Annotated in this window: 23 protein-coding genes; 14 read left to right on the top strand and 9 right to left on the bottom strand. The window is 58.8% G+C overall.

Features of this window, described 5'->3' with window-relative positions:
- Nucleotides 1-58 precede the first annotated feature (58 nt).
- On the top strand, nt 59-814 hold the full coding sequence (locus ACIROY_RS22170; RefSeq protein WP_402278697.1) for a flagellar brake protein: 756 nt from the start codon (nt 59-61) through the stop codon (nt 812-814).
- Between the two features lie 111 nt (nt 815-925).
- Here the strand turns inward: ACIROY_RS22170 and fliE are convergent, their stop codons facing one another.
- Nucleotides 926-1267, bottom strand: coding sequence for a flagellar hook-basal body complex protein FliE (fliE, locus tag ACIROY_RS22175; RefSeq protein WP_402278695.1), 342 nt, complete (start codon nt 1265-1267; stop codon nt 926-928).
- A gap of 268 nt (nt 1268-1535) precedes the next feature.
- Here fliE and fliF point away from each other — a divergent pair, with 268 nt between their 5' ends.
- From fliF to fliR, 13 genes are all read left to right on the top strand, one after another.
- On the top strand, nt 1536-3299 hold the full coding sequence (gene fliF, locus ACIROY_RS22180) for a flagellar basal-body MS-ring/collar protein FliF (RefSeq protein WP_402278693.1): 1764 nt from the start codon (nt 1536-1538) through the stop codon (nt 3297-3299).
- Nucleotides 3292-4287 (top strand): flagellar motor switch protein FliG, encoded by a 996-nt coding sequence (gene fliG / locus ACIROY_RS22185; protein ID WP_402278691.1) that lies wholly within the window; start codon nt 3292-3294, stop codon nt 4285-4287. The genes fliF and fliG overlap by 8 nt, the downstream gene beginning before the upstream one ends.
- Nucleotides 4288-4367: 80 nt before the next feature.
- Nucleotides 4368-5066 carry a flagellar assembly protein FliH gene (fliH, locus tag ACIROY_RS22190; RefSeq protein WP_402278689.1) on the top strand — a complete coding sequence of 233 codons (699 nt, stop codon included), beginning with the start codon at nt 4368-4370 and terminating at the stop codon, nt 5064-5066.
- Between the two features lie 54 nt (nt 5067-5120).
- Nucleotides 5121-6524 (top strand): flagellar protein export ATPase FliI, encoded by a 1404-nt coding sequence (gene fliI / locus ACIROY_RS22195; protein WP_402344278.1) that lies wholly within the window; start codon nt 5121-5123, stop codon nt 6522-6524.
- Nucleotides 6525-6561: 37 nt separating this feature from the next.
- Complete coding sequence (gene fliJ, locus ACIROY_RS22200; protein WP_053197188.1) at nt 6562-7002, top strand: flagellar export protein FliJ; 441 nt, start codon at nt 6562-6564, stop codon at nt 7000-7002.
- Between the two features lie 20 nt (nt 7003-7022).
- The gene (locus ACIROY_RS22205) at nt 7023-8285 is read left to right on the top strand and encodes a flagellar hook-length control protein FliK (RefSeq protein ID WP_402278686.1); all 1263 of its coding nucleotides are present in this window, start codon (nt 7023-7025) and stop codon (nt 8283-8285) included.
- A 112-nt stretch (nt 8286-8397) separates the two neighbouring features.
- A complete protein-coding gene (fliL, locus tag ACIROY_RS22210) occupies nt 8398-8919 on the top strand; it encodes a flagellar basal body-associated protein FliL (RefSeq protein WP_402278684.1) in 522 nt (173 codons plus the stop codon).
- Nucleotides 8920-8923: 4 nt separating this feature from the next.
- The gene (gene fliM, locus ACIROY_RS22215) at nt 8924-9937 is read left to right on the top strand and encodes a flagellar motor switch protein FliM (RefSeq protein WP_116435545.1); all 1014 of its coding nucleotides are present in this window, start codon (nt 8924-8926) and stop codon (nt 9935-9937) included.
- Nucleotides 9930-10379 (top strand): flagellar motor switch protein FliN, encoded by a 450-nt coding sequence (gene fliN / locus ACIROY_RS22220; protein WP_016833952.1) that lies wholly within the window; start codon nt 9930-9932, stop codon nt 10377-10379. The genes fliM and fliN overlap by 8 nt, the downstream gene beginning before the upstream one ends.
- The gene (gene fliO / locus ACIROY_RS22225; RefSeq protein WP_402278681.1) at nt 10376-10843 is read left to right on the top strand and encodes a flagellar biosynthetic protein FliO; all 468 of its coding nucleotides are present in this window, start codon (nt 10376-10378) and stop codon (nt 10841-10843) included. Before fliN ends, fliO begins: the two co-directional genes overlap by 4 nt.
- On the top strand, nt 10830-11600 hold the full coding sequence (gene fliP, locus ACIROY_RS22230; RefSeq protein WP_402344281.1) for a flagellar type III secretion system pore protein FliP: 771 nt from the start codon (nt 10830-10832) through the stop codon (nt 11598-11600). Before fliO ends, fliP begins: the two co-directional genes overlap by 14 nt.
- Nucleotides 11601-11609: 9 nt before the next feature.
- Entirely contained in the window at nt 11610-11879 is a 270-nt protein-coding gene (gene fliQ, locus ACIROY_RS22235) for a flagellar biosynthesis protein FliQ (protein WP_116435543.1), read from the top strand.
- Between the two features lie 41 nt (nt 11880-11920).
- Nucleotides 11921-12724, top strand: a complete 804-nt coding sequence (fliR, locus tag ACIROY_RS22240; RefSeq protein ID WP_402278677.1) for a flagellar biosynthetic protein FliR — start codon at nt 11921-11923, stop codon at nt 12722-12724.
- Nucleotides 12725-12916: 192 nt separating this feature from the next.
- On the opposite strand, the gene flgL is transcribed toward fliR, so the two are convergent.
- The 8 genes from flgL to flgE all read right to left on the bottom strand — a co-directional run bounded on the left by flgL (nt 12917) and on the right by flgE (nt 22252).
- Nucleotides 12917-14056: a flagellar hook-associated protein FlgL gene (gene flgL / locus ACIROY_RS22245; RefSeq protein WP_402344284.1), complete on the bottom strand. Its 1140-nt coding sequence runs from the start codon at nt 14054-14056 to the stop codon at nt 12917-12919.
- Between the two features lie 17 nt (nt 14057-14073).
- The gene (gene flgK, locus ACIROY_RS22250) at nt 14074-16338 is read right to left on the bottom strand and encodes a flagellar hook-associated protein FlgK (protein WP_402344287.1); all 2265 of its coding nucleotides are present in this window, start codon (nt 16336-16338) and stop codon (nt 14074-14076) included.
- A 179-nt stretch (nt 16339-16517) separates the two neighbouring features.
- Nucleotides 16518-17468 carry a flagellar assembly peptidoglycan hydrolase FlgJ gene (gene flgJ, locus ACIROY_RS22255; protein WP_402344290.1) on the bottom strand — a complete coding sequence of 317 codons (951 nt, stop codon included), beginning with the start codon at nt 17466-17468 and terminating at the stop codon, nt 16518-16520.
- A gap of 12 nt (nt 17469-17480) precedes the next feature.
- A complete protein-coding gene (locus ACIROY_RS22260) occupies nt 17481-18632 on the bottom strand; it encodes a flagellar basal body P-ring protein FlgI (protein WP_402278669.1) in 1152 nt (383 codons plus the stop codon).
- A gap of 16 nt (nt 18633-18648) precedes the next feature.
- A complete protein-coding gene (locus tag ACIROY_RS22265) occupies nt 18649-19308 on the bottom strand; it encodes a flagellar basal body L-ring protein FlgH (protein ID WP_402278667.1) in 660 nt (219 codons plus the stop codon).
- 41 nt (nt 19309-19349) lie between these two features.
- A complete protein-coding gene (gene flgG, locus ACIROY_RS22270; protein WP_116435537.1) occupies nt 19350-20132 on the bottom strand; it encodes a flagellar basal-body rod protein FlgG in 783 nt (260 codons plus the stop codon).
- Nucleotides 20133-20165: 33 nt separating this feature from the next.
- Nucleotides 20166-20909 carry a flagellar basal-body rod protein FlgF gene (gene flgF / locus ACIROY_RS22275; protein WP_402278665.1) on the bottom strand — a complete coding sequence of 248 codons (744 nt, stop codon included), beginning with the start codon at nt 20907-20909 and terminating at the stop codon, nt 20166-20168.
- Between the two features lie 62 nt (nt 20910-20971).
- Nucleotides 20972-22252 (bottom strand): flagellar hook protein FlgE, encoded by a 1281-nt coding sequence (flgE, locus tag ACIROY_RS22280; protein ID WP_402278663.1) that lies wholly within the window; start codon nt 22250-22252, stop codon nt 20972-20974.
- Nucleotides 22253-22283: the final 31 nt, after the last annotated feature.

The following is a 22283-nucleotide window of genomic DNA, read 5'->3' on the forward strand; positions in this document are numbered from 1 at the left end:
CCTTTTGGGATATAAGTCTACCCTTCTATCCTTTGATTTGAGACGCATAGACGCACAGATGGCAAACAACGACGAGATTAAAGACGACAGCCCGTACCGCGTACATTCGCGCCGGGAAATCGTATCCCTGCTGAATAGCATGATGGAACGCAATCAGCTGCTGAGCCTGCTCATCAAGGGTGGCTCAGAGTCTATTATCACGTCGATTCTGGACATCGATGAAGACGCGAACAGCGTCGTCATCGACGCGGCGCCAAGCGCCTCGCTCAATCTCAGCATCCTGCAAAGCAACCGCATCGGTTTTGAAGCGCTGTACAACAATATCCGCATCACGTTCAACGTCGACCGGGCGAAGCACTGCGAATTCCAGTCGCGTCCGGCGCTCAAGATCGATATTCCGGAAAGCCTGGTGCGCCTGCAGCGCCGCGAATATTTCCGCATTCCCACGCCGATCGCCAAGCCTTTGCGTTGCACGTTCCGCGTGACGCAGGATGACGGCTCATTCACCACGATCGTCACGCTGCTGAACAATATCAGCGCCGGCGGCGTTGGCCTGACTGATGAAAAGAAGATCCTGGACAGCACAGTCGGCCGCGTTTACGAAGACGTTTCGCTCGAAATGACTGACAACACCATCGTCACCGTGAAGCTGGTGGTGCGCGACTGCAAGGAAGCCAAGCTGACTTCCGGCAAGACCGTCAATCGCTTCGGCTGCGAGTTTGTCGATCTCCCCCGCGCCGTTCTGGCGGCGGTTCAGCGATTCATTACCAAACTGGAGCGCGAACAAAACGCCAAAGCATCGGGGATGATGTAAGTCAGGTAATCCCGCGTCGCAAAATGCGCCGCGCAATAAAAAGAGCTGCCGCGGCAGCTCTTTTTATTTCATCCGACAATAAACGGCAAAGAATCGCCGGAAAAATACCGGTCACACCTGCATCGTCATGATGTCGCGATAAGCCGAAACCAGCTTGTTGCGCACCTGGATACTGGTCTGGAAGGAAATACTTGATTTCTGCATGGCAATCATCACATCCGACAAATTGATGTTGTCGTCGCCCATGGCGAAGGCTTCAGACATCTTCTTGGATTTTTCTTGCGATGCATTCACTTCATCGAGCGAATTTTTCAGAACGCTGGCAAAATCTACTCTGGACGCAGGTTTTTCGCCGCCGGTGATACTTTCCACCGGAGCAACATTTCCTTGAGCGCGCGCAGCAGCAGCCTTCAGCTGGGACACCATCGCTTCAATCCTGCTCGTATCGATCATACTCGTTGCCAATTTTGCACCTCTTCGAATTCAATCAAGCATCTGCGATTACACCTCGCAATCACAATTCCCGCTTCTACAACGGCAGATTAGCATGCCATCCCCTGCATTTCGCAACAATAAGCGGGGAAATAGCCATTCTGTTCCAGAGATCAAATTTTCGCTCTGGCAGGACAATCCACACTAAGCAAAAAACCTATATGGGTAGGGAAGCAGTGAAGCAAATCATACATAGCCACAAGCTCGGCAGCACATGCAAGGGGAAATCATGGCGGTAGCAGCCGATGGCACGCTGACCAACGACAGCAATGCCTCAGCCACGGACGGCACGACTTCGGGAGAACATTCGTCCCAGGAGCCGCCGCGCAATGGCGTCGTTCGCTATGCGCAATCGCCCCAGGGGCGCCGCGTCCTGCTGATGGTCGCTGCAGCAGCGGTCATCGCCTTGATGATCGGCATCTGGATGTGGAGCCAGAAGACCGAATACCGGGTCCTGTTCTCCAACTTCTCCGACCGCGACGGCGGCGCCATTGTCGCGTCCCTGCAGCAAATGAACGTGCCGTACAAGTACTCTGAAGGTGGCAGCGCCATTCTGGTGCCTGAGACCATGGTGCACGACGCACGCCTGAAACTGGCGTCGCAAGGTCTGCCCAAGGGCGGCAACGTCGGTTTCGAACTGATGGAAAACCAGAAACTTGGCGTGTCCCAGTTCCTTGAACAAGTTAACTTCCAGCGCGCCCTTGAAGGCGAACTGGCGCGTTCGATTCAATCACTGTCGGCAGTGCAGGCGGCCCGTATCCACCTGGCCCTGCCCAAGGCGTCGGTGTTCGTACGCGACCAGCAAAAGCCGACCGCCTCTGTCATCCTCAGCCTGTATCCTGGCCGCGGACTGGACGCCCAACAAGTCAGCGCCATCGTCCACCTGGTGGCCAGCAGCGTTCCCGAGCTGTCGCCCAAGAGCGTGACGATCGTCGACCAAAACGGCAATCTGCTGTCGGACACCACCAAGCAGCCCGCCAACGGCCTTGATCCGACTCAGCTCAAGTACGTTCAGGATCTGCAGCAGGACATCATCAAGCGCGTCGAATCGATCATCGCTCCTATCGTCGGCACGGGCAACGTTCGCGCCGAAGCGACCGCCGATGTCGATTTCTCGCGCAGCGAACAAGCGGCAGAAACCTACAAGCCTAACCAAACTGCCGATACCGCCGCCGTTCGCAGCAAGCAAAGCAGCGAATCGCAAAACGGCAATTCAAGCACATCCGGTATCCCGGGCGCGCTGACTAACCAGCCGCCTGCTCCGGCCACTGCACCGATCGTCAATCCGCCTGCGGTAGCGGGTACTGCGGGCGCCGCCGGTACGGCAGCTGCACCGGCAACCAGCTCCGGCACCTCGCATAAAGACGCGACGATCAACTACGAGGTCGACAAGACCGTACGTTACGTCCAGCAACCAATGGGTGGCGTCAAGCGTCTGACGGTCGCGGTGGTGGTGAATTACAAGCGCACCATGGATCAGACCGGCAAGGTCGTGATGAAGCCGCTGACCGAAGCCGAGCGCAATCAGATATCGGATCTGGTCAAGGAAGCCATGGGCTTCAACAAGGATCGCGGCGACTCGCTGAATGTGGTCAACACACAGTTCAGCAGCGAGATGGAACCGGAATTGCCATTGTGGAAACAGCCGGACATGATCCAGCTGGCCAAGGAAATCGGCAAGTACGTCCTGCTGGCGGCCGTGTTGCTGTACCTCTACTTCGGCGTGCTGCGCCCGATCATCTGGAAGCTCTCCGGCCGCGAAGAACGCGAAGCCAAGGAACGCGCCGAAGCCGAAGCCAAGGCTGCCGCCGAAGCCGCCGCCGCGATGTACGATCCGGACAATCCGGACGCCATCGTCGAGCTGTCGCCCGAAGCAGCAGAGGCCGACGCCCGCTCCGAGTACAAGAAGAATCTCGAATCCGTCAAGCAACTGGCCAAGTCCGATCCGAAACTGGTTGCAAGCATCATTAAGGCATGGGTGAACAATGAGTAACGAAGGCGTTCAAAAAGGTGCCATCCTGATGCTGGCGCTGGGCGAGGACGAGGCCGCCGAGGTCATGAAGTACCTCGGCCCCAAGGAAGTCCAGAAGCTGGGCGCGGCCATGACCACCTTGAAAAACATCAGTTTCGAGGAAATCAACGGCGTGCTCGATGATTTCCTGGCCGAGACAGGCCAGGCTTCGTCGATCGGCCTCGATTCGGACGAATACATCCGCAGCGTGCTGACCAAGGCGCTGGGCGACGACAAGGCCACATCCCTGCTCAACCGTATCCTCGGTGGTCGCGACGCCAGCGGCATCGAAAGCCTCAAGTGGATGGATGCGCAATCGGTCGCTGAACTTATTCGCAATGAACACCCTCAGATTATTGCGACGATCCTGGTTCACCTCGAACGCGATCATGCTTGCGATATTCTCAACAATTTCACCGAACGCCTGCGCAACGATGTCATTTTGCGTATCGCAACCCTGGATGGCGTGCAGCCGACGGCATTGCGCGAATTGAACGACGTGCTGACCAAGCTGCTGACCGGCAACGAAAGCCTGAAGAAGCAACAAATGGGCGGTATCCGCACTGCTGCGGAGATCCTCAACTTCATGTCCGGCGAGAGCGAAACATCGGTGATGAGCAATCTGCGCGCCTACGACGAAGACATGGCGCAAAAGATCATGGACGAAATGTTCGTGTTCGAGAACATCATCGACATCGACGGCCGCGGTATCCAGCTGCTGCTGCGCGAAGTGCAATCGGAATCGCTCATCGTCGCACTCAAGGGCGCCTCGCAAGCGCTGCGCGACAAGATTTTCGGCAACATGTCGCAACGTGCTGCGGAAATGATGCGGGAAGACCTGGAATCCAAGGGACCTGTGCGGCTGTCGGAAGTCGACGCGCAACAAAAGGCCATCCTGCAAATCGTCCGCCGCCTGGCCGACGAAGGCCAGATCGTGCTCGGCGCGAAGGGCGAAGATGCATTCGTCTAACGCCGCTGCGACCGGCGCATGCTGCCCCCATGGCCGCATGACGCCGATTGCATCCATGGCTCAGCCTCACCGGATCTGAAATGGCTTCAAGAAACAACATCATTCCCAAAGAACAGATGACGCCTTACCAGCGTTGGGAAATGGCGTCCTTCGATGAGCCGCAGGAAGAGATTCCGACGCCCGAAGAACAGTTTGTCGAAGAAATCCCGCCGCCGCCCTCGCTGACCCTTGAAGAGATCGAGGCCATCCGCGAGCAAGCGCGCCAGGAAGGCTACGCCGAAGGCCAGCAGCAAGGCATGCAGGCAGGCCGCTCGGAAGGCTACATGGCCGGTTTGCAGCTAGGCCAGACGGAAATCAACGAGACCATCCAGCACCTGCGCCAGATCGCGGTGTCGTTCGGCACGGAAGTTTCGCAGACCAGCGAAACCATGGCGCCCGAATTGCTCAATCTCGGTCTCGATATCAGCAAGGCGATGATCAAGACGGCACTCACCGTCAAGCCGGAACTGATCCTGCCGACCATCAGCGCCGCGATCCATTCCTTGCCAAGCTTGCAGTTGCCCGCCCTGCTCTATTTGCAGCCGGACGATGCTGCACTGGTGCGTGAACATCTCGGCGAAGAGCTCAGCCAGAACGGTTGGCGCCTGGTCGAAGACCCGGAACTGCAACGCGGCGGCTGCCGCATGGAAACCGGCACCAATCAGGTTGACGCCACCATGCAGACGCGCTGGCGCCGCATCGCCGAATCACTCAGCAAACAGCTTGACTGGCTGGAGTAGCGCCATGCGCGCACCACTCCCCGCTGTCTCGCTCAACGTGTACAAGGTGCAACGATGAATTCGCCGATGCCCTCCCATTTCAGCCGCTGGCAGGCCTATCTGCATAATTGCAGCGGCCTGGTGGCGATGACTGAACCGACGCAGCTTTCCGGACGCATTACCCGCGTCGCCGGACTCGTCATGGAAGCAGTCGGCCTGAAATTGCCGGTCGGCAGCCCGTGTACCGTCCCGCTGCCAAATGGCACCCTGATCGAGGCAGAAGTCGTCGGTTTCCAGGATGAACGCCTGTTTTTGATGCCACAGAGCGATGTCGAAGGCATCGTGCCGGGCACCCGAGTCTATCCGGTCGAGCCAGTCAAACCGCCGCCGCGCACCGGCCCGATCGCCTACATCCGCCGTACCGACGAACACTCGCGCCGCCTCCCGGTTGGCGATGAATTGCTGGGCCGTGTGCTCGACGGTGCCGGACGTCCGCTCGACAATCTCGGACCGCTGCATACAGAAAATTCAGCCCCGCTCAGCGTGCGCGCCGCCAATCCGCTGGGACGCGCACCTATCGAAGACATCCTCGACGTCGGCGTACGCGCCATCAACAGCATGCTGACAGTCGGACGCGGCCAGCGCATGGGCCTGTTCGCGGGTTCCGGCGTCGGCAAGAGCGTTTTGCTCGGCATGATGGCCCGCTACACCAGCGCCGACGTCATCGTGGTCGGCCTGATCGGCGAACGCGGCCGCGAAGTGAAGGAATTCATCGAACACATCCTTGGCGATGAAGGCATGGTCCGTTCGGTCGTCGTAGCCGCCCCGGCCGACACGCCGCCGCTGATGCGCCTGCAAGGCGCCGCCTATGCGACTGCGATCGCCGAACACTTCCGCGACCAGGGCAAGAACGTGCTTCTGATCATGGATTCGCTGACCCGTTACGCCATGGCGCAACGTGAAATCGCCCTGGCCATCGGCGAACCGCCGGCCACCAAGGGTTATCCACCTTCCGTCTTCGCCAAACTGCCGGCGCTGGTCGAACGCGCCGGCAACGGCGACGTCGGCGGCGGCTCAATCACGGCGTTCTACACCGTCCTGACCGAAGGCGACGATCAACAGGACCCGATCGCTGATGCGGCGCGCGCGATTCTCGACGGCCACATCGTGCTTAACCGGGTGCTGGCCGAGGCCGGGCACTACCCGGCGATCGATATCGAACAATCGATCAGCCGCGCCATGCACAGCATTACTTCCGCGGAACATCAGCGCGATACACGTCGGCTGAAACAGTTGTACTCCCGCTATCAACGCAACCGCGACCTCATCAGCGTGGGCGCGTATTCAGCCGGATCCGACCCGGTGCTGGACCAGGCGATCCAGTTGATGCCGCGTATCGAGGCGTTCTTGCAGCAGGGCATCCCGGAACGCGCAGGTGTTTCCGAGAGCTTGGGGCAACTTACCGCTCTATTCCAGTGATTGAGCACTTCGCCCCGAAAATATAATCAAAGCTACCATGGCTACGACCACTGCACTCGAAACGCTGATCGAATTGGCGACCAAAGAGACCGACGAAGCGACAAAACGCTTGGGCCGGTCTGTTCGTACGAGTGAAGAGGCGCAGCAGAAACTTGTCATTCTGGAACAATACCGCGACGACTATGCCTTGCGTTTTCAGGAAAGCCTGTCCTCCGGTTTGACGGCGATGAGCTATCGGAATTTTCAGCTGTTTATCGAGAAAATCGACAGCGCCATCACAGGGCAGCAAAATGTGGTGAAAAACGCCCAGCAACGCGTGGCGGAAGCACGGGCTGCATGGCAGGCATGCGAGCGCAAACGGATGTCTTATGACACACTGGCGACGCGGGCGAAACAAACGGCGCAATTGCGCGAAACACGACGTGATCAGAAGCAGACGGATGAACAAGCGTCGCGGATCACGTTTTACAAACGGTAGGCTAGGAACTGGCGGAAACGATGAAAACACAATTGCCGATCTTGAACGTCGCAAACCTGCAGAACTCTGCACGCCCTGCCACGCAAGCCGACTCTTTCACGGCCGAGGTTCCGTTCAACCAGGTGTTGAACAAGGAAGTCAGCAACCGCAACACCGAAAATCAAAGCAAGCCCAGCGATGCCGCCAAGGACAAGTCGCCGGAACCGGTCAAAGCCGCTCCTGCACCAACCGCCTCGACGCCGCCAAAGTCGGATACGGACAAGACCGCTTCATCCGACGAAAAACAGGATGAAGACCAGGCTGCCGAGGACGCCAGCGCCGCTACCGATGCCGCCTCTGCACAGCAAATGCTGGCACTGGTCACCAACATGGGCCAGATGAGCATTCAGCCGCTGTCCAAGAAAACCACTGACCAGGACATGGATGTCCTGGCCGGCCAGAAAGGCAAGAAGCCGATCGGCGAGATCGGCACCGAGGCGAAGACCGACCTTGCCCTGGCCGATACTGAGGGTGACGACAAGAGCAAGGGCAAGAACAACCCGCTCGACCTGGCGGCGTTGAAAGACAGCGAAAAAGACGCAACGGACGGCAAGTCAGCGCTGCCAACACGTGCCACCACCGAAAAGAGCCAGGCCGAATCGCCGGTAACCGCAAAGTCCTTCCAGGCAGATTTGCAGGACTCCGCCGCTGCAGCCCGCGCCGCCAAGGTCACGCCGGAAGTCGCTGTCAAACCAATCGAAACACCCGTGCAGCCAACCGCCGCCACCGTGGTCCCCGCCCTTCAACAGGCGATGTCCCTGAGCCAGCAAGCCGCCATCAGCGGCCAGGCAGTGCAACGCCTGACGCCGGCCGTCGGCAGCCAGGGTTGGGATCAGGCCGTCGGCCAAAAGGTGCTGTGGATGGCCAACGGCGGCCTGCAAAGTGCATCGCTGACGCTGAACCCACCGGATCTGGGCCCATTGCAAGTGGTCCTGCACGTCAACAATCAACAAGCCGATGCGACCTTCATCACCGCTCAGCCCGAAGTCAAGCAGGCGCTCGAAGCCGCCATGCCAAAGCTGCGCGAAATGATGGACCAGGCGGGCATCCAGTTGGGCCAGGCCACCGTCAACACCGGCAACCCGAACCAACAACAAGGCGCGAACCAGCAACAACAGGCGCGCGGCACCAGCGGCAACTCGTCGAACTTTGGCGGCCGCGACAATGAAACAGACGTCAATGTGGCCGTCGTGCCTCGTCCGGTCGCTCGTGGCGGCCAAGGCCTCGTGGACACATTTGCATAAGTCGGACAGCATTCAATAAAAACAGGTGTTCAGCCGGCAGTATCAATATCGGCGGTTTCTTGCCGATAGTATTGTGATGTGCTCAACGAACACGCACGAAAGGGAAAATTAGATGGCAACAAAAGCAGCAAAACCGGCAGCCAAGGGGGCGGACGCTGCAGAGGCGGCACCGGCGAAATCGAAGAAGATGCTCTTCATCATCATCGGTGCAGTGCTGGTGCTGGCAATCGGCGGCGGCGCAGCCTTCATGCTGATGGGCGGCAAATCCAAGAAAGCCGACGAAGAACACGCCGAAGAAAAGGCCACCTCGAAGGTGCCTGTATTCGTTGTCATCGAACCGTTCGTAGTGAACCTGCAGCAGGAAACCGGCGACCAGTTCCTGCAAGTCGCCTTGACACTGCAAGTGCCGAACGCGGAAACCGCCGAAAGCCTCAAGGTCTTCATGCCGCAAGTGCGCAGCCGTCTGCTGATGGTCCTGTCGAGCAAGAAGGCTTCCGAGCTGCTGACCAGCGAAGGCAAGCGCAACCTCACCGACGAGATCATCGATCAGTTGGGCGAGCCGTTTGCCGGCGGCGGCAAGGGCCCGTCGATCACCGACGTGTTCTACACCTCTTTCGTCATTCAACAGCAGTAGCATCATGGCAGAACACTTTCTATCGCAGGAAGAAGTCGATGCACTCCTAAGAGGAGTGACGGGGGACGAAGACGAAGAAAAAAGCGTCGAAGAAACCCCCGGGACGGTACGCAACTACAATCTTGCAACGCAAGAGCGTATCGTTCGCGGCCGGATGCCGACGCTTGAAATCATCAACGAACGTTTCGCCCGCCTGTTCCGCATCGGTTTGTTCAACTTCCTGCACCGTACCGCTGAGATTTCGGTCGGCCCGGTGAAAGTCTCGAAGTACAGCGAATTCATCCGCAACCTGGTGGTGCCGACCAACCTGAATCTGGTCCACATCAAACCGTTCCGCGGTATCGGCCTGGTGGTTTTCGATCCGCAGTTCGTGTTCCTGCTGGTGGACAACATGTTCGGTGGCGACGGACGCTTCCATACCCGCATCGAAGGCCGTGAATTCACGCCGACCGAGCAACGCATCATCATGCGCGTGCTGGACATCGTGTTTGAAAACTATTCCAAGTCGTGGGAGCCGATTTACCCGATTGAATTCGAGTACATCCGCTCGGAACTGAATACCCAGTTCGCCAACATCGCCACGCCCAATGAAGTTGTGGTGTCGACCTCGTTCACCATCGAACTCGGCCCCGTCAGCGGTGAAATCCACATCTGCACGCCGTATTCGATGATCGAACCGGTCCGGGACAAACTCACCAGCAGCATGCAAGGTGAAGCCCTGGAAGTTGACAAACGCTGGATCCGGCTAATGAAGCAGCAGATCCAGACCGCTGAAGTTGAGCTGATTGCCAACTTCGGCACCGCCCGCGTCACATTTACCGATTTGCTGAACATGCAAGTCGGCGACGTCATCCAGCTGCAGACCGCCAACCCGGTCACCGCGCAAGTCGATGGCGTTCCCGTGATGGAGTGCAGCTATGGCAAATTGAATGGTCAATACGCGTTGCGCGTAGAAAAACTGCTATCCATCACGCACAACGAAACACCAGAAAGTATTCAAGGAGAGCAGAATGGCTGAAGATAACGTTGACCAAACAGCGGCGGAAGACGATCCGTGGGGCGCCGCGTTGGCCGAGCAAACAGAAGCGGAAGAGTCGCAGAAGAAACACATTCCTGAAGAAGAAGGCCTGACAACCAAGCCGGCCGAAGCAACCATCTTCAAGGATCTCAGCGCATCGGATATTCAGACCAACACGCCCAACGACATCGACTTCATCCTCGATATTCCCGTCCAGCTGACGGTGGAACTGGGTCGCACCAAGATCGCCATCAAGAACCTGTTGCAACTTGCGCAAGGTTCCGTGGTGGAACTCGACGGCATGGCCGGCGAACCGATGGACGTGCTCGTGAACGGCTGCCTGATTGCACAAGGCGAAGTGGTGGTGGTCAATGACAAGTTCGGTATCCGTCTGACTGACATCATCACTCCTGCAGAGCGCATCCGCAAACTCAATAGATGATCCGTCCGCGCCGTCCCCGCAATCTGCTGACCTGCATCCGCTGCAGCATCGCTCTCGTGCCGGCAGCGCTTGCCGCCGGCGCAGCGCGTGCGGCGGAACAGCAAACAGCCCCGGCATTGCCCTCCACTACCGGCAGCGTGTTCACCATGCTGCTGGGGTTGACGGCCGTGCTGGCGATCATGGCCGGCATCGCCTGGCTGTTCAAGCGCAGCGGCCTGGTGCAGCGCGCGCAGGGCAATGCGGTCGCCAAGATCATTGGCGGCGTCAGCGTCGGCACGCGTGAGCGCGTGATGGTCATCGAAGTCGCGGATCAATGGATCGTCATCGGCGTTGCGCCGGGACGCGTCAATACACTGGCCACCATGCCTCGTCAGGAACACGTTGCAGCGCCGGCCTCGGCCGCCTCTGCCAACTTTGCATCCTGGCTGAAAAACACGATCGACAAACGTAATGGCAGCAGTTAGAACTTCTTCGGTACGCTCATCTCTCTGGCTGCGCCTGCTGTCGGCTCTCCTGCTCTGCCTGCCGCTTGCGGCGGCGGCGCAACAAGGATTGCCGGCTTTCACCAGCACGCCGGCGCCAGGCGGCGGACAGACCTACAACCTCAGCATCCAGACGATGCTGTTGCTCACTTCGCTGTCGTTCATTCCGGCGGCGCTGTTGATGATGACCTGCTTCACGCGCATCGTCATCGTGCTATCGCTGCTGCGCCAGGCCCTGGGTACGCAATCGACGCCGCCCACGCAAGTGCTGGTCGGCCTGTCGCTGTTCCTGACCCTGTTCGTGATGGGCCCGGTATTCGACAAGATCTACGCCGATGCCTATCTGCCATTTTCCGAAAACAAGATCTCCATGATCGATGCGATGGAAAAAGGCGCCGGGCCGCTCAAGGAGTTCATGCTCAAGCAAACGCGCCAGTCCGACCTCGCCCTGTATGTCAAGCTGTCGCACAGCCCCGACCTGCAAGGCCCGGAAGACGTGCCGCTGCGCCTGCTGATCCCGGCGTTCATCACCAGCGAACTGAAGACCGCATTCCAGATCAGCTTCGCCATCTTCATTCCCTTCCTGATCATCGACATGGTGGTCGCCAGTATCCTGATGTCGATGGGTATGATGATGATGTCGCCGGCGATCGTGTCCTTGCCGTTCAAGCTGATGCTGTTCGTGCTGGTCGACGGTTGGCAGTTGCTGATCGGCTCGCTGGCAGAAAGTTTTTACTAAGGCCCCGCCATGACACCAGAAAGCGTAATGACCCTCGGCCGCCAAGCCATGGAAGTCACTCTGATGATCGCCGCGCCGATGTTGTTCACCGCGCTGATCATTGGCCTGATCGTCAGTATTTTTCAAGCCGCGACACAGATCAATGAAGCCACGCTGACCTTCATTCCGAAACTGGTCGGGGTCTTCCTTGCACTCATCATTGCCGGTCCGTGGATGCTGAGCATCATGCTCGATTACATGCGCCTGATGTTTACCGGCATTCCCGCCATGGTGCAGTAAGGCATGCAAGGATTGCCACGCCCACCGGCAATCGCAACATCATGATCAACGTCACCAGCGCTCAGCTCTACATCTGGATTGCCGCATTCATCTGGCCGCTGACGCGTATCCTCGGATTGCTGGCTGTCGCGCCGCCGTTCGGCAGCGCCAGCGTGCCGATGCTGGTGAAGATTCTTCTGGGCGTCATGACCTCGCTGGTCATCGCACCCAACGTGCCGGTGCCGCCGGCGCTCGACCCGATGTCGATGACGGGACTGCTGATCCTGATCCAGCAATTCATCATTGGCGCGGCCATGGGATTCTCCGTGCGCCTGGTTTTTGCCGCAGTGGAAATGGCCGGGGAAATGACCAGCAACACCATGGGCCTGGGCTTCGCCGTCTTCTTCGATCCGCAATCGCAAGGACGCACGTCCGCCATCAGCCAATTGTTTTCCCTGCTGGCCACGCTGGTCTTCCTGAGCATCAACGGCCATCTGGTGCTGGTGGCCGTCATCGCGGACAGTTTCAACACCCTGCCGATCACCGCCGCCCCCGTCACTGCCGAAGGCTTCCATTACATTGCGCTCTCCGGCGCACGCATTTTCAGCATGGGGCTGCAGTTGTCGCTGCCCATGATCGTCGCCCTGCTGATCACCAACATGGCGTTGGGCATCCTGACGCGCGCGGCGCCGGCGCTGAATCTGTTCGGTATCGGCTTCCCCATCACGATGGTCGCCGGCTTCCTGCTGATCGCAATCTGCCTGCCCTACATGCTGACGCCACTGCAGCACTTCCTCAACGACACCATCGAAACCGTGCGCATGCTCGGCGGCATGGCGACCATCCCGCCGATACCCAAACGCTAGCCATACGGCGGGAGAGCCGGCGTTTTGCAACGTCGCGACAGACACTTCAAGCTTGACCAGACAAAGGATCCTGCTCGGCACAGGGCAAGAATCATCACGCCCTGATAGCGGACAAATGAATAAGCGGGAGAAGGACTGTTACAGAGAAGATTGAGACACCGGACGAACCTAAGTTCGCCCGGCCGGGAAGGATTACTTCAGATAGTTCAACAGCGTCAGGCTGCTGGTGGTAACGAAGGATTTTTGTGCAGCCTGCAGGTAAGTCTGCTGCAGCGACAGCGCGCTGATGTTTGCCGCGAGGTCCGACGGATTGCGCCCCAACAGGTCATTGACGCTTTGCGTGTACTGCTCCTTGAGCACGTCGCCGGTTGCGTTCAGGTTGTCGATTTCAGATTGACGTGCACCGACCGACGCCGTCGCGGCGCCGACACTGTTCATCTGCAGGTCAATTGCGCCACCGAGCTTGTTCAGGCCGCGGGTCAATGCCGCCTGGCTGCCTGGAATCGGCGTGCGGGCAGCGTCTGCCTTGTCCGACAACAACTTGGCGTTGGCCGCCTGCGTCAGCAACGTGCTGTAATTCGGATCGGTTGGAGAAGCGGCATCCAAAGCGGCCTGCGCCGTCTTGTAGGCTTGAATAGGATATTGTGCCGGAATCGAACCCACAGGATAATTGAACGTATTGGCAGCCTGAGTATCCGCGTTGTTGGCAGCTTCGGTGACCGGTACCTGCAACAGCGTGATCAGGTCCTGCATGTTCTTGAAGGTATCCTGGCCCGCCCCTTGGAACACCGCCTGGCCGGAAACGCTGATTTCCATGTTGCGGGTCGAATCCACCTGCAACGACTGCTGGCCCTGGTCGCCGTTATAGACGATGTTGCCCATGCTGTCGTAGTCGAACGGCTGCGTAGTGGCCTTGAAACCCGAGAACAGGTAGTTGCCCAGCGCATCGGTGGCGTTGGCAAACCCCAGCATTTCTTTCAGGTTGCCCTTGAGCTCGGTCGCCATGTTGGCACGTTCGCTGTTCGAGAATGCTGCGTTGCCGGCCTGGGTGATGTTCGACTTGATCTTGGTCAGCATCGCCGTGACGTTGGTCAGGGCCGCGTTCACCTGCGACAACGAGCTGTCGGCATTGTTGCGATTGATCTTGTACTGATCGTTGAGCGCCTGCGTCTGCGACAGGTCCAGCGCGCGCGCAGCGGCCACGGCATCATCGGACGGCAGCAATACGGTTTGCTGCTGGGTCACCTGCTGGTTCAGCTTCAGGATCGAACCCTGCATGCTGGTCAATTCTGTGTTGCTCAGTTGATAGAGCATGCTTGTGCTAATACGCATTTTGATCTTCCTTAAAACTAGCCGCCGAGCGTGAACAAGACATTCAGCATGTCGCTTGCAGCCTGAATGATTTTTGCCGCAGCCTGATAGGCTGTTTGATTCTTGATCATGTTGGACAACTCCTCATCCTGATTGACGCCGGATTCGGATTGCTGCTCTTGCTGAATCGCGGTCAGCCGCGCGTTTTCAGCCTTGTTGGTGACAGTGATCTCGTTGGTCTTGTTGCCGATCAGGCTGACCAGCTGCGAATACGATCCCTGGAACGAAGTATTGCCGATGGTGTTGGCGGTCTGCAGCGCGTTCAAGGCCAGCGCGTTGCGATTGTCTGTCACACCATTGGTATTCGGTGAGACATAGAATTGATCGCCATTGGCTGGCTGACCGGTGATGGTAAAACTGATGCCACCGGTGGTGAGCTTGTCGCCAGGCGTAAAGCCGATATTCGCACCTGCCGCGTAGTTAGTAGTAGTGCCATCTGTATGAGTCACCACGACAGCGCCTACCGATCCGTTAGGCGTCAACGTGCTACCCGTCGAATTGAACGTGAAACCCAACTTGACTGCCGGTCCCAGCGGCGTAGCCGCATAGTTAGCATCGACAGTCCCCGGCGAAATTGTCGCTGTGCCCGTATTTGCCGGCTTTGGAGAAAATACGAACTTGTCATTATTACCAGGTGTTCCGCTAAGCACAAAACTGACACCACCGCTGGTGATAGTGGCGCCTGGCGAATAAGGAATCGCAGCACCAGGAGCATAAGGCGTCGTCACCCCTGCCGCGGTTGTGACCGACACGTTCGCATTCGGCGTCAACAGAAGTGTTGATGGCGGACCACTGCTAAAAGTGTAAGTCTGCGTCGAATTCGGTGTAAAGGTTGCCTTGTCGACCGTCGCCGAAGTCACTACGCCGGTACCGGTATTACCTGCCGTGACAAGGCCCATGTCGGTGACAGCATTGGTTGACGTCACTATCGGTGTTCCCGCAGCGATCTTCTGCGTGTTTGTAATTGCCACACTGATGCCGTTGGCGCCGTTGATGGTCGGCTTGATCAGGAAACTGTCCTTGGCCACCATGCCGGTAGAACCGAAATCCACACCGTCGACCGTAACCGGCATCGTCGCCGATGTGGTCTTGGTGTTGTCCGACAAACGTGTGACCGAATAATTGGTGCCGTCGAAATCAAGACGGTAGTCGCTGGTCGACAGCAGTGAAGGATTGCTGATGGTTGCCGTGGCGGTTGCTGCAGGCGGCGCTACGTGATTCTTTGCATTGGCCACAACGGAAGGCACAGGCACATTGAAGAAGTTGGTGCCCAGCGCGCCGTTCTGATCCTGCCCCAGCTTGTGCTGGGCGTTGAACGCGCTGGCCATGACAATCGCTACCCGACCCAAGGTATTCTGCGCAGTATCCAACGTCTCGGTGCGGTATTGCAGGATGCCTCCCAGGCTGCCGCCGGTGAAGGCGCCGTCCGGCAACAGGATGGTGGCGTTGCTGCTGGTCTTGATCGATACTTGCAGACGCGTCGGATCGTCGTCCGCCGGCGTCGGCACCAATTGCGAAACCTGATCACCCAGCACCAGGGGCTGCCCGTTGCCGATGAACACGCTCATTGAGCCATTGCTTTGCGGCAAAGTCGTTACTTTAACAATCTTGTTCAGATCGGCAATCGCCTGATCGCGCTGGTCGAGCAAATCGTTCGGTGCTGCACCGCCGCCGCTGCCCTGCGCCTTGATGATCGCCTGGTTCAGTTCCTGGATCTGCGTGGCAAACGAATTGATGGTGCCGATACTCGACGTGATCTGCGCGTTGACGCTGGTGCGGCTCTGCGCCATCTGATCGTTCAGGCTCTGGAAACGCGCAGCCAGCGTCGAACCGGCGGACAACACAGCCTGACGAGCGGCGTCGTTGTTCGGCGTCGACGCCAGGTTCTGCATCTTCGTAAAGAAGTCCTGCAGTGCAGGCGACAGGCCTGCCGACGTATCGGCGACCAGATTGTTCAGTTGGCTGATCTGCGACAGGTAGGAGTCCAGCGAGCTCGCAGTGGTCTGCGACGCCATCACCTGCTTGTTGAGGAAATCGTTATAGACGCGCTTGATTTCGGCAACCTGCGTACCCTGCCCAATAAAGCCGTAGCCGTAGTTGATGCCGCCGGCCGTGCTTTGCACGACTACCTGGCGGTTATAGCCCGGGGTTGTCGCATTGGAAATATTATGGCTGGTGGTCGCCTGGGCCGCCTGAGCTGCGGCCAGTGCACTTTGCCCGATACTGAAGATATTGGTTGCCATGCTATCTGTCTGTTCTTTAACGGAATAACCTAGTGAACGGCATCCTGCAGGGAAACTTTAGGACGCGTTACCAATGATTTTGAGAGTGCAGGAAGCGCCTGGTGTTCCCCGCAGCGTTTGGAAAGATCCCGTCCGGGCCGATATCAGCCCATGGAGCGACTCGGGTAGCAAACCTCGTATCAGGCCGACAGCGACTGGCGGATGATGCGCGATAGTTTTTCCGCATAGTGTGGATCGGTTGCATAGCCTGCGCGTTGCAGGCCGTAGGCAAAACCGTGGGCGTCTTGCGCATTGGCCAACACTTTTTCATAGCGCGGGTTGCTGCGCAGCAGCTTGGCGTAATCCTGGAAGGCTTCCGAATAAGAATCATAGGCCCGGAACTTCTCCACCTTGCGCTGCGCCACACCGTTGACGTATTCGATCGTGGTCGCATCGACCGTCTTGCCGGTCCAGTTGCCGGTCGCCTTGATGCCGAACAGGTTGTGCGCGGAGCTGCCGTCGCGGGAGCGGATTTCTTTCTTGCCCCAACCGGTTTCCAGCGCGGCTTGCGCCAGCATGAATTTGGCGGGGATGCCGGTGACGCGGCTGGCGGCCTCGGCATCGGCCTGCAAACGATTCTGGAAGGCTTCAACGTGCGCCGGACGCTGCTGACCGCCTTTGCGCTTGCTGCCGCCTTGCGAAGATGTGCTGTCGTAAGTGGCCGCATTGGCGAGGCCCTGCACCAGACGCGACTTGTCCAGATCGCTCAGCGTGTTGGCCAGCGGAATGTCGAGCGGCAAGGCAGATGCGCCGTCTTCGTCGGTCGGCAACGGCTTATTCAGGCTGCTGGATAGTTGGCGCACCAGCATGTCGGCCAGGCCGACACCGCGCTGCGCCATGTTCTGGCTCAACTGCTGGTCGAGCATGCTGGTAAACATCTTGGTCTGCGGGCTGTCGAACATGCCGTCCTGCGGTGTCGCATCGCGCATGCTCTTCAACATCATGTTCAGGAACAGCGCTTCGAACTGCTTGGCCGCACCCTTGAGCGATTCCGGCGATTGCGTAGCCGCGGCGGAACGCAAGCTGTTAAGGCTGTTGGCGTCGGCGGCAAGGCTTTCGGTTGGATTACCCGGTTTGATGTTGTTGATCATGTACTACCCCGGTTAAATGATTTCCAGCTCGGCGCGCAAGGAGCCGGCAGCCTTCATGGCTTGCAGAATCGCCAGCAGATCCTGCGGCGTTGCGCCGATGGCGTTGAGCGCCTTGACCACTTCGGCCAGCGAGGCGCCGCCCTTCAGGTACATGACCTTGCCGGGAGCCGAACTGATGGAAATCTGTGCATTCTGGTTGGCAGCGGTCTGGCCACCGGACAAGGCGCCGGGCTGGCTGATGCTGTTCTCCGCGTTGATCACCACCGACAGATTGCCGTGCGATACCGCGCAGGTGTCCAGCGTCACCGCCTGATTCATCACCACTGAACCGGTGCGCGCATTCAGGATCACCTTGGCTTGCACGCGTGATGGGATGACGTCGATGTTTTCCAGCGCGCCGAGGAAAGCCACGCGATCACCGCTGCCGATCGGTGCACGGATCCGGATCACGCGACCGTCCTGCGCCATTGCGGTGTCGAAGCCGAAACGCTTGTTGACGGCTTCCACCACGCGGCTGGCGGTGGAGAAATCGTTGTCGTTGAGTTCCAGGTTGACCGTGTCGCCCTGTCCCAGCGCCGATGGCACCGCACGTTCGACGGTGGCGCCTGCGGAGATGCGGCCGACGCTCAGATGATTGATGGTGGCGCTGCTGCCGGCCGCGGAAGCACCCGCACCGCCGACCACGATATTGCCCTGGGCGATCGCATAGATCTGGCCGTCGGCGCCTTTGAGCGGCGCCATCAGCAGCGTGCCGCCGCGGATGCTCTTGGCGTTACCGATCGAGGAGACCGTCACATCCAGCGTCTGTCCCGGCTGCGCAAATGCCGGCAACGACGTTGTCACCATCACTGCCGCGACATTCTTGAGCTGCATGTTGCTGGTCGAGGTGCTGGGCAGATTGACACCCAGTTGTTGCAGCATGCTGATCACGCTCTGCACGGTGAACGGTGTTTGCGTAGTCTGGTCACCGCTGCCGTCGAGACCGACAGCGAGGCCGTAACCCACCAGTTGATTCTGCCGCACGCCCTGGATGCTGGCCAGGTCCTTGAGACGTTCCGCGTGGCTGACGCCGGCGCTGAGCAGGCATGCCGCAGCCACCAGCATGGTCGCCAGGCGGTTGAAGCGGAACAGAGTCAAAGACTGAGAAAGCGAACGGAAAATCATGGATACCACCTTGGGACTAGAACGGCGACACGCTAAAGAAGAAGCGCGACAAAGAAGACATGAATTCCGCCATATCCACACGTGTATTGGTTCGGTATTCGACCTTGGCGTCGGCTACCAGCGTCGACGACACGGTGTTACCGGTCGCGATGTTGTCCGGACTGACGGTACCCGAGAAGCGGACGTATTCGACGCCCTTGTCCAGCGCCACCTGCTTCTCGCCGCTGACGACCATATTCCCGTTCGGCATTACTTCAATGACGGTTACGCCGATGGTGCCGGTGAAGTTGTTGCTGGAGCTGATCGCGCCCTTGTCTTCAAACTTGTTGGTGCTGCCGCCGCTGCCGGACAGTTCCTTGATGCTGGTTCCGAACAGCGTCGGCGCGATGGCGCTGGCGCTACCGGTCTTGCTGCCGGAGCTGCCCGCCGATTTGGCGGCGCTGGTCTTTTCATTGATGACGATGGTCAGGGTGTCGCCCACCAGGCGTGCACGGCGGTCTTCCAGCAACGGACGATATGCGGCCGACTGGAAGATCGCGCCGTTGGTTGCCGGTGCGTAAGCAGCCGGCTGCGGCTTCGCCGTCAACGGCATCTTGACGATCGAATCCGGCACCGTTTCGCATCCGGCAAGAGCAATCATCCCTACGATGGCGGCAAGTTTCAGCAGGCTTTTCATGTTTGCCTCATCCCATTTCATCAAAACATTACAAAAACAGATTACAACTGCGACAGCTTGGCCAGCATCTGGTCGGATGTCGTGATTGCCTTGCTGTTCATTTCGTACGCGCGCTGAGTCTGGATCATGTTGACCATTTCCTCGACCACGTTCACGTTCGAGGTTTCGACGTAGCCTTGCCACAATGCGCCGGCGCCGTTGGTGCCCGGAGTATTCGGTGCAGGCGTACCGGAGGCGGCCGTTTCGGCGTAGAGATTTTCACCCTTGCTTTCAAGACCGGCCGGGTTGATGAACGTGGCGATCTGCAGCGTGCCGATCTGCGTGGTTGCCGTCGAACCGGCTTGCATGATCGAGACGGTGCCGTCGCGGCCGATGGTCAGCTTGGTCATGTTGGCAGGCATCGTGATCGGCGGCTGCACGACGTAGCCGCTCGAGGTCACCAGCTGCCCCTGCGCATCCGACTGGAACGAACCGTCGCGCGTGTATTGCGTCGTGCCGTCAGGCATCAGCACCTGGAAGAACCCTGCGCCTTGAATCGCGACGTCCTTGTCATTGCTGGTCTGGTTGGTGTTGCCTTGCGTGTGGATACGCTCGGTCGCAACCGGACGCACACCGGTACCGATCTGCAGGCCCGACGGCAGTTGTGTCTGTTGCGACGACTGCGCGCCCGGCTGGCGGAGGGTCTGGTACATCAGATCCTCGAACACGGCGCGCGAACGCTTGAAGCCGTTGGTGCTGGTGTTGGCGAGGTTATTCGAAATGACGTCGAGTTGCGTTTGTTGCGCATCGAGGCCGGTTTTGGCAATCCACAGGGAACGAATCATGTTTTCTCCAGTACCTGAATAGTCGGTCTAGCGTCAGGACAACGACAGAATTTGGTTGGCTTTGTCTGCATCACTCTGGGCGGTTGTCACCACCTTCATGTTCAGGTCGAATTGGCGCGCGAGGTTGATCATGTTGACCATGGAATCGACCACGTTGACGTTGCTGCCTTCAAGCGCGCCGCCGACGAGGCGGACGTTGGCGTCAGGCGGAGCCTGGGTGCCTGTAGTCAGGCGGAACAGGCCGTCGTCGCCGCGCTTGAGCGACTTCTCATCCGGATTGACCATCTTGATGCGGCCCAGCACGTTGACGGCATTGGGCGTACCCATCGTCGGGATCGAGGATACCGTGCCGTCCGCAGCAATCGCCACGGTGACGTCGGGAGGAATGCTGATCGGACCGCCGTCGCCCAGCACGCTCAGGCCGGTCTGCGTTTGCAGGATGCCGTTTTCGCTCATTTTGAAGCTGCCGTTGCGGGTATAGGCTTCACCGCCGTCTGCGGTCTGCACCGCAATCCAGCCATCTCCCGCCACAGCGACGTCCAGCGCACGGCCGGTGTCTTGTATCGGGCCCAACGCGAAGTTGGTGCCTGCGGTCGAATCGACCACGAACGTGCGTGTCGCCAACCCTTCCCCGCCCACCACCGGTACGGCGCGGAAAGTGTCGAGCTGAGAACGGAAGCCGGTCGTTGTCGCGTTCGCCAGGTTGTTGCTGGCGGTGGCCTGCTGTTCCATTGTGTGCTTGGCGCCGGACATGGCGGTGTAAATCACACGATCCATAATTACCCCTTTGTGCGCGCGCGGCATCGCTGCCGCGCGCTTCCCCACTTATTTCAAATTGCTTAGCGCAGGCTGACCAGCGTTTGCAGGACGGTATCCTGCACCTTGATGGTCTGCGAGTTGGCCTGATAAACGCGTTGCGCCACGATCATGTTGACCAGCTCAGTGGTCAGGTCGACGTTGGAGTCTTCCACGGCGCGCGCCTGCAACACGCCAAACTGACCTGTGGTCGGCTTGCCGACCAGCGGCTCGCCGGCGTCGGCGGTTGCGGTGTACAGATTGCTGCCCAACGGCGACAGGCCGTTCGGATTGGCGAAGTTGACCAACAGAACCTGACCCAGCACTTTGGTGTCGTTGTTGGAGTAGTTACCGATAATCTGACCGTCTTTGCCGATCGAGAAGCTCGACAGCACGCCTGGCGCCTTGCCGTTCTGGTCTTGCGCGACGGGAGTGAACGCCTGGCCGGTCTGGGTGGTGCCGGTGTAATCGACAGCAACCGCGGCAGGGAATGTCGCGCCCGGTTTGACGAAAGGACCATTCAATGTCGCTGCAGCAAATGTGCCGGCAGTCGCACCGCCGACCAATACGCCGGAAGTATTGAAAGACAGCGTCGTCAGCGGTGTTGCCACTGCAGCTGCCGGCGCGGGATACAGCTTGCCGTCAATGGTCGCATACACATCCCAGTCTGTATTGGGAGGCGTTGCTGCTGTGGTCTTTTTCACGTAGTACGTTTGAACGTTATAGCTATTGCCCAAACTGTCATACATGGTGACGCCGGTCGTACTGCTGTAGCTGGCCGCATTTGTCGGACTGAAAGGCACGACGGTTGAGTCAATAGCCGGCAGACGTGAATCAAGATTCAGTTTGGTAGAAATCTTGGTTGTCGCAGTAGCAGGAATATTCGATGTATCGATCTTCAGAGGAACAGGATCACCACCAACGACACTTCCCAGCCAGCCGGTCAGGTACGCGCCCTTTTCGCTCGGATTGATGATGTAGCCATCCTTGTCCAGCTGGAACTGACCATTGCGGCCGTACATCGGCGACTGGTCAGTCAGGCTGCCCTGCATGCGGAAGAAGCCGTCGCCGTTGATGGCGATGTCCAGCGGATTGTTGGTAGTGGTGACGTTACCCTGAGTGAACGCTTGCTGCACGTTCGCGACCGCGACGCCGATGCCGACCGGCGAGTTGCCGGAACGGTTCATCGAGTTGGCGTACATGTCGGCGAACTGCGCCTGTGCCGATTTGAAACCCACTGTGCTGGCGTTGGCAACGTTATTGCCGATCACGTCGAGGCTCTTCGATGCCCCTGCCAGACCGCTCAGGCCTTGTTGAAAACTCATTTGATTCTCCTTGTGCTGGAAGCCGTCAGTG

This window comes from Herbaspirillum sp. NPDC101396, assembly GCF_044767365.1.
In the GTDB taxonomy this organism is placed as follows: Bacteria; Pseudomonadota; Gammaproteobacteria; order Burkholderiales; family Burkholderiaceae_D; genus Herbaspirillum.

Coding starts and splice junctions, on each gene's coding strand:
- ACIROY_RS22170 (WP_402278697.1), top strand. CDS start 59: ATGGCAAACAACGACGAGATTAAAGACGACAGCCCGTACCGCGTACAT.
- fliE (WP_402278695.1), bottom strand. CDS start 1,267: ATGATCGATACGAGCAGGATTGAAGCGATGGTGTCCCAGCTGAAGGCT.
- fliF (WP_402278693.1), top strand. CDS start 1,536: ATGGCGGTAGCAGCCGATGGCACGCTGACCAACGACAGCAATGCCTCA.
- fliG (WP_402278691.1), top strand. CDS start 3,292: ATGAGTAACGAAGGCGTTCAAAAAGGTGCCATCCTGATGCTGGCGCTG.
- fliH (WP_402278689.1), top strand. CDS start 4,368: ATGGCTTCAAGAAACAACATCATTCCCAAAGAACAGATGACGCCTTAC.
- fliI (WP_402344278.1), top strand. CDS start 5,121: ATGAATTCGCCGATGCCCTCCCATTTCAGCCGCTGGCAGGCCTATCTG.
- fliJ (WP_053197188.1), top strand. CDS start 6,562: ATGGCTACGACCACTGCACTCGAAACGCTGATCGAATTGGCGACCAAA.
- ACIROY_RS22205 (WP_402278686.1), top strand. CDS start 7,023: ATGAAAACACAATTGCCGATCTTGAACGTCGCAAACCTGCAGAACTCT.
- fliL (WP_402278684.1), top strand. CDS start 8,398: ATGGCAACAAAAGCAGCAAAACCGGCAGCCAAGGGGGCGGACGCTGCA.
- fliM (WP_116435545.1), top strand. CDS start 8,924: ATGGCAGAACACTTTCTATCGCAGGAAGAAGTCGATGCACTCCTAAGA.
- fliN (WP_016833952.1), top strand. CDS start 9,930: ATGGCTGAAGATAACGTTGACCAAACAGCGGCGGAAGACGATCCGTGG.
- fliO (WP_402278681.1), top strand. CDS start 10,376: ATGATCCGTCCGCGCCGTCCCCGCAATCTGCTGACCTGCATCCGCTGC.
- fliP (WP_402344281.1), top strand. CDS start 10,830: ATGGCAGCAGTTAGAACTTCTTCGGTACGCTCATCTCTCTGGCTGCGC.
- fliQ (WP_116435543.1), top strand. CDS start 11,610: ATGACACCAGAAAGCGTAATGACCCTCGGCCGCCAAGCCATGGAAGTC.
- fliR (WP_402278677.1), top strand. CDS start 11,921: ATGATCAACGTCACCAGCGCTCAGCTCTACATCTGGATTGCCGCATTC.
- flgL (WP_402344284.1), bottom strand. CDS start 14,056: ATGCGTATTAGCACAAGCATGCTCTATCAACTGAGCAACACAGAATTG.
- flgK (WP_402344287.1), bottom strand. CDS start 16,338: ATGGCAACCAATATCTTCAGTATCGGGCAAAGTGCACTGGCCGCAGCT.
- flgJ (WP_402344290.1), bottom strand. CDS start 17,468: ATGATCAACAACATCAAACCGGGTAATCCAACCGAAAGCCTTGCCGCC.
- ACIROY_RS22260 (WP_402278669.1), bottom strand. CDS start 18,632: ATGATTTTCCGTTCGCTTTCTCAGTCTTTGACTCTGTTCCGCTTCAAC.
- ACIROY_RS22265 (WP_402278667.1), bottom strand. CDS start 19,308: ATGAAAAGCCTGCTGAAACTTGCCGCCATCGTAGGGATGATTGCTCTT.
- flgG (WP_116435537.1), bottom strand. CDS start 20,132: ATGATTCGTTCCCTGTGGATTGCCAAAACCGGCCTCGATGCGCAACAA.
- flgF (WP_402278665.1), bottom strand. CDS start 20,909: ATGGATCGTGTGATTTACACCGCCATGTCCGGCGCCAAGCACACAATG.
- flgE (WP_402278663.1), bottom strand. CDS start 22,252: ATGAGTTTTCAACAAGGCCTGAGCGGTCTGGCAGGGGCATCGAAGAGC.